Origin of the sequence: Bacillus sp. LUNF1, from assembly GCF_011008975.1 — a bacterium.
Taxonomy (GTDB): domain Bacteria; phylum Bacillota; class Bacilli; order Bacillales; family Bacillaceae; genus Bacillus; species Bacillus velezensis.
Window position 1 is genome coordinate 1,554,378 of record NZ_CP048876.1, and the last position, 13,172, is coordinate 1,567,549.

Annotated in this window: 13 protein-coding genes and 1 riboswitch; of the genes, 12 read left to right on the forward strand and 1 reads right to left on the reverse strand. The window is 48.1% G+C overall.

The window, feature by feature from the left end:
* Positions 1 to 81: 81 nt before the first annotated feature.
* Positions 82 to 186, forward strand: a riboswitch (SAM riboswitch).
* 127 nt (positions 187 to 313) lie between these two features.
* From G4O42_RS07820 to G4O42_RS07850, 7 genes are all read left to right on the forward strand, one after another.
* The gene (locus G4O42_RS07820) at positions 314 to 1,015 is read left to right on the forward strand and encodes a phosphoadenylyl-sulfate reductase (RefSeq protein WP_003154369.1); all 702 of its coding nucleotides are present in this window, start codon (positions 314 to 316) and stop codon (positions 1,013 to 1,015) included.
* A 12-nt stretch (positions 1,016 to 1,027) separates the two neighbouring features.
* Positions 1,028 to 2,092 (forward strand): sulfate permease, encoded by a 1,065-nt coding sequence (locus tag G4O42_RS07825; protein ID WP_032874850.1) that lies wholly within the window; start codon positions 1,028 to 1,030, stop codon positions 2,090 to 2,092.
* 48 nt (positions 2,093 to 2,140) lie between these two features.
* Positions 2,141 to 3,289 (forward strand): sulfate adenylyltransferase, encoded by a 1,149-nt coding sequence (sat, locus tag G4O42_RS07830; protein ID WP_032874852.1) that lies wholly within the window; start codon positions 2,141 to 2,143, stop codon positions 3,287 to 3,289.
* A gap of 13 nt (positions 3,290 to 3,302) precedes the next feature.
* Positions 3,303 to 3,896 carry an adenylyl-sulfate kinase gene (gene cysC, locus G4O42_RS07835; protein ID WP_007611313.1) on the forward strand — a complete coding sequence of 198 codons (594 nt, stop codon included), beginning with the start codon at positions 3,303 to 3,305 and terminating at the stop codon, positions 3,894 to 3,896.
* A 124-nt stretch (positions 3,897 to 4,020) separates the two neighbouring features.
* On the forward strand, positions 4,021 to 4,794 hold the full coding sequence (gene cobA, locus G4O42_RS07840) for a uroporphyrinogen-III C-methyltransferase (RefSeq protein WP_015417441.1): 774 nt from the start codon (positions 4,021 to 4,023) through the stop codon (positions 4,792 to 4,794).
* The gene (locus G4O42_RS07845; RefSeq protein ID WP_032874854.1) at positions 4,795 to 5,580 is read left to right on the forward strand and encodes a sirohydrochlorin chelatase; all 786 of its coding nucleotides are present in this window, start codon (positions 4,795 to 4,797) and stop codon (positions 5,578 to 5,580) included. It abuts the gene before it with no gap.
* Positions 5,561 to 6,049 carry a precorrin-2 dehydrogenase/sirohydrochlorin ferrochelatase family protein gene (locus G4O42_RS07850; RefSeq protein ID WP_015239834.1) on the forward strand — a complete coding sequence of 163 codons (489 nt, stop codon included), beginning with the start codon at positions 5,561 to 5,563 and terminating at the stop codon, positions 6,047 to 6,049. The genes G4O42_RS07845 and G4O42_RS07850 overlap by 20 nt, the downstream gene beginning before the upstream one ends.
* A 425-nt stretch (positions 6,050 to 6,474) precedes the next feature.
* Here the strand turns inward: G4O42_RS07850 and G4O42_RS07855 are convergent, their stop codons facing one another.
* Positions 6,475 to 8,181: an Rqc2 family fibronectin-binding protein gene (locus tag G4O42_RS07855; RefSeq protein ID WP_031378752.1), complete on the reverse strand. Its 1,707-nt coding sequence runs from the start codon at positions 8,179 to 8,181 to the stop codon at positions 6,475 to 6,477.
* A 119-nt stretch (positions 8,182 to 8,300) separates the two neighbouring features.
* On the opposite strand from G4O42_RS07855, the gene G4O42_RS07860 reads away from it, so the two are divergent.
* The 5 genes from G4O42_RS07860 to rpoZ all read left to right on the forward strand — a co-directional run bounded on the left by G4O42_RS07860 (position 8,301) and on the right by rpoZ (position 13,105).
* On the forward strand, positions 8,301 to 10,973 hold the full coding sequence (locus G4O42_RS07860) for a calcium-translocating P-type ATPase, SERCA-type (protein WP_032874856.1): 2,673 nt from the start codon (positions 8,301 to 8,303) through the stop codon (positions 10,971 to 10,973).
* Between the two features lie 81 nt (positions 10,974 to 11,054).
* Entirely contained in the window at positions 11,055 to 11,930 is an 876-nt protein-coding gene (locus G4O42_RS07865) for a YicC/YloC family endoribonuclease (protein WP_014417740.1), read from the forward strand.
* A 76-nt stretch (positions 11,931 to 12,006) separates the two neighbouring features.
* Positions 12,007 to 12,276 (forward strand): extracellular matrix/biofilm regulator RemA, encoded by a 270-nt coding sequence (gene remA / locus G4O42_RS07870; RefSeq protein ID WP_003154355.1) that lies wholly within the window; start codon positions 12,007 to 12,009, stop codon positions 12,274 to 12,276.
* Positions 12,277 to 12,283: 7 nt separating this feature from the next.
* The gene (gene gmk / locus G4O42_RS07875) at positions 12,284 to 12,898 is read left to right on the forward strand and encodes a guanylate kinase (protein WP_003154347.1); all 615 of its coding nucleotides are present in this window, start codon (positions 12,284 to 12,286) and stop codon (positions 12,896 to 12,898) included.
* A gap of 3 nt (positions 12,899 to 12,901) precedes the next feature.
* The gene (rpoZ, locus tag G4O42_RS07880) at positions 12,902 to 13,105 is read left to right on the forward strand and encodes a DNA-directed RNA polymerase subunit omega (protein WP_003154346.1); all 204 of its coding nucleotides are present in this window, start codon (positions 12,902 to 12,904) and stop codon (positions 13,103 to 13,105) included.
* The last annotated feature ends 67 nt before the right edge of the window (positions 13,106 to 13,172 follow it).

The window sequence follows — 13,172 nt, forward strand, 5'->3', positions numbered from 1 at the left end:
AGGGCCTGTTTTATTATTCCTATCAAAAAACTCGGGTTGACTTCTGTTAGAATTGTGCTAAAATTTAGTACAAATCTAAAAAGCTTATCAAGAGCGGCTGAGGGACTGGACCGATGACGCCCGGCAACCTGCGTGTCATGCAAGGTGCCGCATCCAGAAAAATGCACAGCATTTTGAAGATAAGGGCTATACCGGGTCACTGTCTTTCATTCCGCTGGATTGAAAGTTTTTTATATGAAAAAAAGATTGAGGGATAAGACAACCGGCAGAAAGCAACAGCTGTTTGATTGTCTCCGGGAGGAGGAAAGGAAAAATGCTAACGTATGACACATGGGAAGAGCCGGCGATTACATTTCCGGAAGACGATTCCTATAAAGGCGCGCTGTCCGTTTTAAAATGGGCATACGGCCACTACGGAGACCAGCTTGTTTACGCGTGCAGCTTCGGGATTGAAGGCATCGTCCTGATCGATTTAATTTCTAAAGTAAAGAAAGACGCGGAAATCGTGTTTCTCGATACGGGTCTTCACTTTAAAGAAACATATGAAACGATCGAAAAAGTGAAAGAACGTTATCCGGGGCTGAACATTATCCTGAAAAAGCCAAGCCTTACTCTTGAAGAACAAGCCGAGGCTCACGGAGATAAACTGTGGGAAAGAGAACCGAACCAGTGCTGCTACATCAGAAAAATTCTGCCGTTAAGAGAAGCGCTCGCGGGGCATCCGGCATGGCTGTCCGGTCTTCGCCGGGATCAAGGGCCGAGCCGGGCGAATACGAATTTCCTGAATAAAGACGACAAGTTTCAATCGATTAAAGTATGCCCGCTGATCCATTGGACATGGAAAGACATCTGGAGATATACTTCCAAGCATGAGCTGGATTACAATATCCTCCATGATCAGGGGTATCCGAGCATCGGCTGTGAACCGTGCACTTCACCTGCGTTTACCGCGGAAGATTTGCGGAGCGGCAGATGGAACGGCATGGCGAAAACAGAATGCGGACTGCATGAATAAAGGAGCTGCACGATGGAATTAGCCGCTATTTTATTCTGCCTGTTTTTTGCCATGAATATCGGAGCCAGCGGAGCCGCGGCTTCAATGGGAGTCGCTTACGGGTCCGGCGCCGTTAAAAAGAAAACGTATGCGCTGATCATCTGCGCGGCCGGAGTCCTGTCAGGGGCGGTTATCGGCGGCGGTGAAGTCGTTAAGACGATCAGCGGCGGAATCATTCCCGAACAAACCATTACGCTCACCATTGTCTGCATTATTATCGGATCGGCGGCGCTATCGTTATTCACGGCGAATGTGCTGGGCATTCCGCTGTCGACGAGTGAGGTCACTGTCGGGGCGATTGTCGGTGTCGGCGTCGCGTACAAAGTATTGTTTTTACAGCATCTTTTGGTCATCGTGAGTTTTTGGGTGCTCGTACCGTTTGTCGCGTTCTGTTTCACGTTTCTCGTCTCGAAGGTATTCAGTTCTCTGAATATTCGAGTCATTTCGAATCGGAAACAGAAGATTTTAGGGATTGTGCTGCTGATTGCGGGGTTTTGGGAAGCTTTTTCAGCCGGAATGAACAATGTCGCAAATGCGGTGGGCCCTCTGGTTGCGGCGGGCGTGCTCAGCGTGTCCAAAGGAACGCTATACGGAGGCATCTTTGTCGCTTTCGGCGCTCTGCTTTTAGGACGTAAAGTGCTTGAAACCAACGGGAAAAAGATTACGAGATTTTCAGCCGGAGAAGGCATACTGCTTTCAGGAACCGGCGCGGGGCTTGTCATTATCAGTTCCGTCTTCGGTCTGCCGGTCCCATTGGCGCAAGTCACATCATCATCAATTATCGGTATCGGAATGGCCAAAAACGGGCCGAACGTTTTTCATAAAGAAGTCGTGAAAACGATGCTCAAAGTATGGGTCGTTTCGCCGTTTTTGTCACTGTCGATTTCGTATCTGCTTGTCTCCCTGCTGTTAAAAGGAGATTACTATTCCATCTTTATGATGGCCAGCGTGCTTTTGGCAGCTGGCGGAGCCGCCAGTCTGATGAAAGCCATCCGAAAAGAGAAACGCTCTGTCCATGAACAAGGCGGAGGCATTTAACTATTAATCTGAGTTTATTTATCTGTTAACTGGGAGGAATCATGTATTATGAGTTTAGCACCGCACGGAGGAACATTAATTAATCGGGTGAATGAGCAGTATGATCTTACATCCGTCCAAAAAGAAATTGAGCTTGATTTGATTTCGTTCGCTGATTTAGAGCTGATCGGGATCGGGGGGTACAGCCCGATTGAAGGATTTTTCACAGAAAAAGATTACGTGTCAGTCGTTGAAAATATGCGTCTGGCATCCGGGGCTGTCTGGTCCCTGCCGATCACGCTTCCGGTCGATTCAGAAAAAGCGGCTGAGCTTGCCGTCGGCGACACGGTGAAATTGACTTACGGCGGAGAAACATACGGCGTAGTCGACATCGAAGATATTTATACGCCGGATAAACAAAAAGAAGCCGTTCACGTGTATAAAACCGATGATGCCGCGCATCCGGGCGTGAAAAAATTATTTTCACGCGGCGATACGTATGTCGGCGGGCCGATCACATTAATTAAAAAAGCGTCAAAGCAGTTTCCCGAGTTTACATTTGAACCTGCCGATACAAGACGAAGCTTCGAAGAAAAGGGCTGGAAAACCATTGTCGGTTTCCAAACGAGAAATCCGGTCCACCGCGCCCACGAATATATCCAAAAAACCGCGCTTGAGACGGTAGACGGTCTGTTTTTGAACCCGCTCGTCGGTGAAACAAAATCAGATGATATTCCGGCGGATGTCAGAATGGAAAGCTACCAGGTGCTGCTCGATCATTATTATCCGAAAGACCGCGTTTTCCTCGGCGTATTTTTGGCGGCTATGCGGTATGCGGGGCCGAGAGAAGCCATTTTCCACGCGCTTGTCCGCAAAAACTACGGCTGCACGCATTTCATCGTCGGCCGCGATCATGCCGGCGTCGGTGATTACTACGGCACATATGAAGCGCAAGAGCTGTTTGATCAATTTACAGCGGATGAACTCGGGATTACACCGATGAAATTCGAGCACAGCTTCTTCTGCCGGAAATGCGGTAACATGGGAACGGCCAAAACATGCCCGCATGAAAGAGAAGACCACGTCATTCTGTCAGGAACAAAGGTCAGAGAGATGCTGCGAAGCGGCGTCATGCCGCCGGCGGAATTCAGCCGTCCTGAAGTTGTCGAGGTGTTGATTAAAGGGCTGAAAACGAAAGAAGAAGCAGGCGTTTCTTAAGGAGGAAAATAGAGTGACAAATCGTGATATCGTGTGGCATGAAGCCTCAATAACGAAAGAAGAATACCAGCAGAAAAACAAGCATAAAAGCTCTATCCTCTGGCTGACGGGCTTAAGCGGTTCAGGGAAATCCACGATTGCAAACGCCGCAGCGCGCGAGCTGTTTGAACAAGGCTATCAAGTCATCGTGCTTGATGGTGATAACATCCGCCACGGCTTAAACAAGGACTTAGGTTTTTCCGATGATGACCGCAAGGAAAATATACGCCGCATCGGGGAAGTGGCGAAGCTTTTCGTTCAGCAGGGAACCATCGTCATCACGGCTTTTATTTCTCCGTTCCGTGAGGACAGAGATCAAGTGAGAGAGCTTGTGGCAGAGGGCGAATTTAATGAAATCTATGTTAAATGCGACCTCGATATATGTGAAAAGCGCGATCCGAAAGGTTTATATAAAAAAGCAAGAAATGGTGAAATTCCGTTCTTTACGGGGATCGACTCACCGTATGAAGAGCCGAAAGCGCCTGAGCTCGTACTTGATTCAGGCAAATGTGAACGCGAAGAATGCACCGGAAGACTGGTTGACTTTGTGAAAAACAGCTTAGCATAATAGGTCCAAAAAGGCCGCGCAATCAGCCGGATATCCCCCGCAATGGCGGGATATGGTAAAATAGCTGAAGTGCGGCCTCGCGGCTGTTCTGGGAAGAGTTCAAAACGGATCGGGGAGACATGCTATGGGGAAAGTATTTATCGTTGGAGCCGGTCCGGGAGATCCGGACTTATTAACGGTGAAGGCAATGAAAGCCATACAGAAAGCGGACGTTATATTATATGACAGATTGGTAAGCAAAGAGATTTTACAGTATGCCGGAGAAGAGGCGGATCTGATTTACTGCGGCAAGCTCCCGGATTTTCACATTATGAAACAGGATACGATCAACCGTTTCCTTGTGAAGTATGCGAAAAAAGGAAAAACCGTTGTAAGGCTCAAGGGAGGCGACCCGTTTGTTTTCGGCCGCGGAGGCGAAGAAGCGGAGGCTCTCGCGCAAAACGCCATTCCGTTTGAGATCGTTCCCGGCATTACATCAGGAATCGCGGCTGCTGCTTATGCCGGCATTCCCGTGACGCATAGAGAGGCGAGCTCCAATGTCGCATTCGTTACGGGACATTATAAACAAGAAGACGACTTTGAAGAAAAATGGAAAGCGCTGGCGACGGGCATTGATACGCTGGTGATTTATATGGGAATTAAAAATATCCGGCAGATTGAAAGAATGCTGCTGGAAAACGGCAGAGACGCCGGCACCCCGGCAGCCTTTATTCATTGGGGAACGACGGACAGGCAAAAAACAGTCGTCTGCACCGTCGGCACGCTTTCAGACACCGTGATAAAAGAAGAAATCAAAAACCCGAGCTTAATTGTTATCGGTGATGTCGTCAATTATCACTGCAAACTGGACTGGTATGCATCTGATCAGAAAAATCTGGATTTGAGCGAGGCGTTGTAAATGAAGCAGGCGATTTTATACATCGGGCACGGAAGCAGGCTGAAAAAAGCGCAGACAGAGTCGGCGGCGTTTTTAAAAGGGTGCATGCCGCACGCTGACGCTCCCATTCAGGAAATTTGTTTTTTAGAACTGCAGGAACCGTCTATTGAAGCGGGATTTGAAGCATGTGTCAGACAAGGCGCCACTCATATTGCGGCCGTGCCTTTGCTGCTGTTGACCGCTGCCCACGCAAAACATGACATTCCGGCTGAAATCGCCCGTGCGGCGGCCCTGCATCCCGATATAAAAGTGACATATGGTGTTCCGATCGGAGTGGACGATGAAGTCGTAAAAGCGGTGCATCATCGCATTGAAGATACCGGAGTGCCCATTGAGCAGGCGAAAGTGGTGCTGATCGGAAGAGGAAGCGCAGATCCGGCAGTTAAAAACGCAGTCAGTGAGATTGCCGGAAAACTTGAGGCGATTACACCTGTTAAAGAAGTCATCCCTTGTTTTTTAACAGCATGTGACCCGCATTATAAAGAAGTGTTTGCCGGCCTTGAAGAGGATGACGGAGCACCCGTTTTTATCGTTCCATATCTTCTGTTTACCGGGCTTTTAATGACTGAGATTGAACGGGAAGTTCAAAAGCTTCAAACGATCAATCAAAATGTTCATCTCGCTTCATACTTAGGTTTTCACCCTCATATTAAGCAGGCGTTTTTGAACCGTGTGTCAGAAGCTGTTCGAAACCCCGGCGGTCAGTTTGATTTTAAGGGGGGACAGTATGCTGCCTCTGCACATTAATTTAAGCGGAAAAAGAATTATCATCGCGGGCGGAGGCAATGTTGCCTTAAGAAGGCTCAAAACGGTGCTTCCGGAAGGCGCGGATATTACTGTAATCAGTCCCGATGCCCTGCCTGAAATTAAACAGCTGGCAGATGAAGGACGTATCCGCTGGGTTTCCCGTAAAATTGAAATGAAGGATCTCGCGCCCGCTTTTTTCATCATTGCCGCGACAAATGACCGCAGCGTGAATCAGGAGATAGCCGCGAGCGCTTCTGAAACGCAGCTGGTCAATTGTGTAAGCGATGCTGAACAGGGCAGCGTGTATATGCCGAAGATCATTCGCAAAGGGCGCATTCAAGTATCCGTATCAACAAGCGGCGCAAGCCCGGCACATACGAAAAGACTGGCTGAGGACATAGAGCCTCTCATTACTGCTGATTTGGCTGAAGAAGTGGATCGATTATTTGAGAAAAGAAGAAGACCATAAAAAACACCTTGTCTGTCATCAGGCAGGGTGTTTTTTATACTGTCCTCACAGTCCCCGAATGTGAACAATTCAAAACGAAAGCGGGCAGTTTGAATGGTATATGCCGACAAGCGGTCAGGGTTGCGAAGTGATGCGGAATATATATCTGATCCCAATGCCGCCTGGATTCCGCCCGCATACAAAGGAAAGGTCAGAGACCCGCCCGTATGTGCTCAGGTGCGGCGAGGGAAGGTGACAGTGTCCGCCGCCAAATCAAGGTGTGACCGCTTTAATCACAGACGGCCCCCGGCGGATCAGGCAGACATGACGGGAAACTGATCAGATACTGTAAAGATCGGTTCTGACGGCTGGGAGAGTTTCGTCTCCGTTTATACGTAATAAAAAACACCTCCAAGCTGAGTGCGGATTTCAGCTTGGAGGTGCGTTTATTTTTTCAGCCGTATGACAAGGTCGGCATCAGGTGTGACAAATACGGTATGCTGGCTGTCATAGGTGACAAATCCGGGCTTTGCTCCGTTTGGCTTTTTCACGTGTCTGATTTTTGTATAATCAACGGGAACGGAGCCGGAATCTTTCGCTTTGGAAAAATAAGCGGCGATCGCAGCCGCCTCCAGTATGGATTGTTCATCCGGATCGCTGCTTTTAATCACAACGTGGGAACCCGGGATGTCTTTCGTGTGGAACCATAAATCATCCCTTGCGGCAGCTTTTGTCGTTAAGTACTCATTTTGTTTATTGTTTTTGCCGACAAGAATCGTCAATCCCCGTGAAGATTCATATTGCTCCAAAACAGGAACGTGCTGCTTCTGTTTTTTCTGTCCCCGCTGCTGTTTCGGTCGCAGATATTTGCCTTCCACAAGCTCTTCCCTTATTTCGTGAATATCCTTTGTGGAGGCGGAGGAGAGCTGCTGGATCAGCTGATCGAAATAAGCGATTTCCTCCTCGGCCAGACGGATCTGTTCTTTTACCACCTCGACGGAATTCTTCGCCTTTTGATACTTTGTAAAATACATCTGCGCGTTTTCTGACGGTGTTTTGTTCGGATTTAAAGGGATGGTCACTGTCTTACTTTCTTCATCATAATAATTGATGACTTCCGCTTCTTTGTCACCTTTTTTCAGCATATACAAATTCGCCGTCAGCAGTTCGCCGTATAGCTGGAATTCCTTCGCATTCTCTGAGTAGTCGAGCGTCTTTTCCAGTTTTTTTATCTTATTGGCGTTCTTTTTCCGTTCATTTGCGACAAACCGCTCGAGATCCTGAGCCTGCTGTTTGACGCGGTCGCGTTCCGCCTTGCCGAAATAAAACCGGTCCAACAGCTCACTCAGAGAGTGAAAGGTGCGCTCCTCTCCGTTTACATGTGTGAGAGACAGGAGATAAAAGTATTCCTTTCCGCCGGCTGTTGTAATGTTCGGTGTAAACCTGCAATCTTTCACGGCATGGAACATTTCAATCAGCGTCTTCGGCAGCGTTATTTTGTTAGCGAGACCCGCTCTGTGCACGGCTTCTTTTGCAAACAGCGGAGAAACACCGGAGAAGTGTCTGACGATCTGCTGGTCAAGCCGTCCTTCCTGAAAACTGAGATAACGCAAAACGTCCTCTTCATCCGCGGCAAGCGGCGAAATTTTTTCCTGAGCGGGAGGAAGCTTGTAATCATAGCCCGGCAGAACGGTCCGGTAGCTGTTCATCGACGGAGATAAATGCTTCAGCCCGTCGATGATGGCTCCTTCTCCGTCAGTCAGAATAATATTGCTGTGCCGCCCCATAATTTCAACATACAGCGTTCTGACGGTTTCGTCGCCGATTTCATTTCTGCTTTTTATGCGGAATATCATAATCCGGTCTAATCCGGCCTGTTCTATTTTCTCAATAAATCCGCCTTCTATATGCTTTCTGAGCAGCATACAAAACATCGGCGGCTCGCTCGGATTTTCATAGGCCTGGTTTGTCATGTGCACCCGTGAATAGCTCGGATGCGCCGATAATAATAATTTATGGTTTTTTCCGTTAGCGCGGATATGGAATATCACATCGTGCTTAAAAGGCTGATGGACTCTCGTGATCCGGCCTCCGGCGATCCGGCTGTTTAATTCATGTGTCATTCCGTATGTAAACATGCCATCAAAAGACATATAAAACACCCTTTCCTTCTTCCTGCATTCGATAATTATAGCATGAAAAGGGACGAGTCAGAATAAGCTTGTTTACAGAGTGACATCTCTAAAGCGAGGCAGGGGAGTGGACGAGAAGAATGAAGTTTCATGAAATGGGACAAACCGATTTGCTGAAAGCAACAAATACGTCCATTAAACAGGGGTTGACCGAAAAAGAGGTGAAAAAACGCCTTGAAAAGCACGGACCGAACGAGCTTCAGGAGGGCAAGAGGACACCGGCGATCGCCGTGTTTTTCGCCCAATTTAAAGATTTTATGGTGCTCGTGCTGCTGGCGGCAACCTTAATATCCGGGTTTTTAGGCGAATATGTAGATGCCGTAGCGATTATGGCGATTGTATTTGTCAATGGGGTTCTCGGTTTTTTTCAAGAGCGGCGTGCGGAAAAGTCTTTACACGCATTAAAAGAGCTGTCAACGCCGTATGTGTCAGCGTTACGGGACGGGAGCTGGAAGAAAATTCAGTCCAAGGAGCTCGTTCCCGGCGATATCATGAAATTTTCAAGCGGCGACCGGATTGGTGCGGATGTTCGGATCGTTGAAGCGAAAAGCCTTGAAATTGAGGAATCGGCGCTGACCGGGGAATCAATTCCGGTGGTTAAACAAGCTGATAAACTGAGAAAGCCGGATGTTTCGTTAGGCGACATCAGCAATATGGCGTTTATGGGTACGATCGTAACGCGCGGCAGCGGTGTCGGCGTCGTCGTCGGTACAGGAATGAATACGGCAATGGGGAAAATCGCCGATATGCTGGAATCCGCCGGCAGCCTTTCAACACCGCTGCAGCGAAGACTTGAAGAGCTCGGCAAAATTTTAATTATCGTCGCGCTCCTTTTAACGGTATTGGTCGTTGCAGTCGGCGTCTTACAGGGACATGAGCTTTACAGCATGTTTTTGGCCGGGGTGTCATTGGCCGTCGCTGCGATTCCGGAAGGGCTCCCCGCCATTGTTACGGTGGCATTATCAATCGGCGTCCAGCGCATGATCAAACAAAAATCAATTGTCAGAAAGCTCCCGGCGGTTGAAACATTGGGCTGCGCCTCTGTCATTTGTTCTGATAAAACCGGCACGCTGACACAAAACAAAATGACCGTCACCCATATGTGGTCAGGGGGAAAAACATTTAAAGTGTCAGGCATCGGTTATGAGCCGGAGGGCGTTTTCACCCGAGGTGAGCGGGAAATCAAGCCGAAAGATGAAAAGATTCTTGAACAGATGCTGGTTTTCGGCGCGTTGTGCAATACATCCGAAATCGCACTGAAAGACGGCCATTATGTACTCGACGGCGATCCGACAGAAGGAGCGCTGCTGACGGCTGCAAGAAAGGGCGGCTATTCAAACGATTGGCTCAGCGGGCAATACCGCGTGGTTGCCGAGTTTCCGTTTGACTCCGTCCGCAAAATGATGACCGTCATTGTAGAGGATAAGGAAAAAAAGCAGTTCGTCATCACTAAAGGAGCGCCCGATGTGCTGATTGACCGCTCGTCACATCTGATGTACGACGCAAGAAGCGCGCCATTTTCAGGAGAAAAGAAAGCAGAAACGGAAGCGGTTCTGAAAGAGCTGGCGTCGCAAGCTTTGCGTACGATCGCGATTGCTTATAAACCGCTTAAGCTCGGAGAAAAGCCGACAATGGAGCAGGCGGAAAAAAATCTGACGATGCTCGGCTTGTCAGGCATAATTGATCCGCCCCGTCCGGAGGTCAGACAGGCGATTAAAGAATGCCGTGAAGCCGGCATTAAAACGGTTATGATCACAGGGGATCACGTCGAAACGGCAAAGGCCATTGCGAAAGATTTGCGTCTTCTTCCGAAAAAGGGGCGTGTGATGGACGGGAAGACGCTGAATGAGCTTACGGAGAAAGAACTTATCGAAACGGTCGATGATGTCTACGTCTTCGCACGCGTGTCGCCTGAACATAAATTGAAAATCGTCAAAGCGTTCCAGGAAAACGGACACGTCGTCGCCATGACGGGAGACGGGGTTAATGACGCGCCGGCCATAAAGCAGGCAGATATCGGTGTTGCCATGGGCGTGACGGGAACGGATGTGGCAAAGGAAGCCTCTTCTCTCATTCTGGTAGATGATAACTTTGCTACGATTAAATCAGCCATAAAAGAGGGACGGAATATCTATGAAAATATAAGAAAATTCGTCCGGTATTTGCTCGCCTCCAACGTCGGTGAAATTTTAGTGATGCTGTTTGCGATGCTTCTCGCTCTGCCGCTGCCGCTCGTTCCGATTCAGATATTGTGGGTGAACTTAGTCACTGACGGGCTGCCGGCGATGGCCCTCGGTATGGATCAGCCGGAAGGAGATCTGATGAGGCGGAAGCCGCGGCATCCGAAAGAAGGAGTGTTTGCGAGAAAACTGGGCTGGAAAGTCGTATCAAGAGGGTTTTTAATCGGAGCCGCAACCATTTTAGCGTTTATCATCGTCTATCACCGCAATCCTGAAAATCTGCCCTACGCACAGACCGTTGCATTCGCGACTCTTGTCCTGGCTCAGCTTATACACGTGTTTGACTGCCGGAGCGAAACGTCTGTTTTCTCCCGGAATCCGTTTGAAAATATCTATCTGCTCGGCGCCATCATTTCTTCTATCTTCCTGATGGTCATCGTCATCTATTATCCGCCGCTGCAGCCGATTTTCAAAACAGTGCCGATTACGCCGGGCGATTGGATGCTGATTATCGGTATGTCGGGCATACCTACTTTTTTGCTGGCGGGTTCACTTTTGACAAGAAAAAAATAATTCCATATGATATAATCTTAGGGGTAATAGCATGTCTATTGCCCTTTTATTTTGATAACGGGAAAGAATTGGGTGTTTCATATGATACGGAGTATGACAGGCTTCGGCAGCGCAAGCAGCACAAAAGGCGATCTCTCGGCAACCGTTGAATTGAAATCCGTCAATTACCGGTTCAAAGAAGTGAACGCCCGCCTGCCACGGCCTTTGCTATATGTAGAGGATAAGCTGAAACAAACGATATTGCAGCATATACAGCGCGGAAGAGTAGAGCTGTTTCTCACTGTAAACAGTGACGCGCTCATAAAAAGAAGCCTGAACATCGATTGGGAGCTCCTTGATGAATATGTGAGCGCCGCACGCGTCATGAAAGAGCGCTACAGCCTGGCCGCAGAACCCGATGCAATGGATTTCTTTAAATTTGAACATATTGCGCAGATACACGAAGAACAGATGCGTGATGACAAGCTTGAAGAAGTCATCAGGGAAGCCGCTGAGCTGGCTGTAAAGGAACTTTGTGACATGAGGGAAAAAGAAGGCCGGCTTTTGGCGGAAGACTGCTTTCTGCACATTGAGCGGCTTGAGACGCTGTCCGAACAGGTAAAAGAGCGCGCTTCGGCCGTTGTTATTCAATACCGCGAGCGTCTTTACGCCCGAATGAAGGAATGGACGGAGGACGCGCTCGACGAAAGCAGGCTGATCACGGAATGCGCCATTTTCGCCGACCGTTCTGATATCACGGAAGAAATTACCAGATTGAAGAGCCATTTTGTTCAATTCCGTGATATATTAAAAGAAGGCGGGGCAGTCGGCCGCAAACTTGATTTCCTTGTTCAGGAGCTTAACCGGGAAGCGAACACGATCGGCTCAAAAGCCAATGATCATCAAATCACAAAGCTTGTCGTTGAAATGAAAAGTTCTATTGAAAAATTGAAGGAACAAGTGCAAAATATAGAATAGCGACTGTGCGTATTGTTTACAGACGGTCTCTTCAGGTTACACTAGAGACGTCTATTTTACAGGGGGAACGTAGAAGATGACGATTAAACTGATTAATATCGGATTTGGCAATATCATCTCCGCCAATCGGATGATTTCGATTGTCAGCCCGGAGTCTGCGCCAATAAAGCGAATGATCCAGGATGCAAGAGACCGCGGAATGCTAATAGACGCTACATACGGACGAAGAACCCGTGCAGTTGTCGTCATGGATAGTGATCACATTATCTTATCTGCCGTCCAGCCTGAGACAGTTGCACACAGACTTTCTGTGAAAGAAGAAATTATGGATGAAGGGCAGGGGTAATTGCCGCATGAAAGAAAGAGGGTTATTAATCGTTCTCTCAGGTCCCTCCGGAGTTGGAAAAGGAACGGTTCGGCAAGCAATATTTTCACAACAGGACACGAAATTTGAATACTCAATTTCAGTTACGACGAGAAACCCGAGAGAGGGCGAGGTCGACGGCGTCGATTATTTCTTTAAATCTAGAGATGAATTCGAACGCATGATTGAAAACAACAAACTGCTTGAGTGGGCGGAATATGTCGGCAACTATTACGGAACGCCCGTTGATTATGTCGAACAGACGCTTCAAGAAGGAAAAGACGTCTTCTTAGAGATTGAAGTGCAGGGCGCGCTCCAAGTGCGGAATGCATTTCCGGAAGGCCTGTTTATCTTCTTAGCGCCGCCGAGTCTTTCTGAGCTGAAAAACAGAATCGTAACAAGAGGGACTGAAACCGACGATTTAATCGAAAACAGAATGAATGCCGCAAAAGCTGAAATCGAAATGATGGACGCGTATGATTATGTCGTTGAAAACGACGATATCCAAACGGCTTGTGATAAGATTAACGCAATCGTTCTCGCCGAGCACTTAAAACGTGAACGCGTCGCTCCGAGATATAAGAAAATGCTGGAGGTAGAATAACTTATGTTAGATCCGTCAATTGACTCTTTAATGAATAAATTAGATTCTAAATATACGCTGGTGACCGTGTCTGCAAGACGCGCGCGTGAAATGCAGATCAAAAAAGACCAGCAGATTGAACATACCATTTCTCACAAATATGTAGGCAAAGCTTTAGAAGAAATTGACGCGGGCCTGCTTTCGTTTGAAAGAGAAGACAGCGAATAACAAGCACACGTAGCAACCTATCTCTACATAGGTTGTTATTTTTTTCCGTTTGGGATTTGTCCAATGC